The organism is Psychrobacter sp. CoH-33_TS_01, assembly GCF_058189395.1.
The window spans coordinates 1-272 of record NZ_JBVGQI010000054.1 but is presented as its reverse complement, the minus strand read 5'-3'; the positions used below and the strand labels follow the sequence as shown (position 1 = coordinate 272).

Sequence of the window (272 nt, the reverse complement as noted above, 5' to 3'; positions counted from 1 at the left end):
CAGCAACACCGTCAAGTTCGCCGGCACTGTCGAGAAGCTGCGCGCGGAGGGCGGCGAGGGCAACACCCTCTTCCTCTCCGACGGCGACAACATCGGCGCCTCCCTGTTCGCCTCGGCCTCGGCCGGCGACGTCCCCACCCTCGACGTGCTGAACGCGCTCGACCTGAAGACGAGCGCCGTGGGCAACCACGAGTTCGACAAGGGCTTCGCCGACCTCACCGGGCGCGTGAAGGACGCCGCGAAGTTCGGCTACCTCGGTGCGAACGTCTACC

At 68.4% G+C, this 272-nt stretch carries 1 pseudogene; it reads left to right on the top strand.

Going from position 1 to position 272, the window contains the following annotated elements:
- A pseudogene (locus ACZ2XM_RS15525) lies at positions 1 to 272 on the top strand (hypothetical protein); the annotation flags it as partial.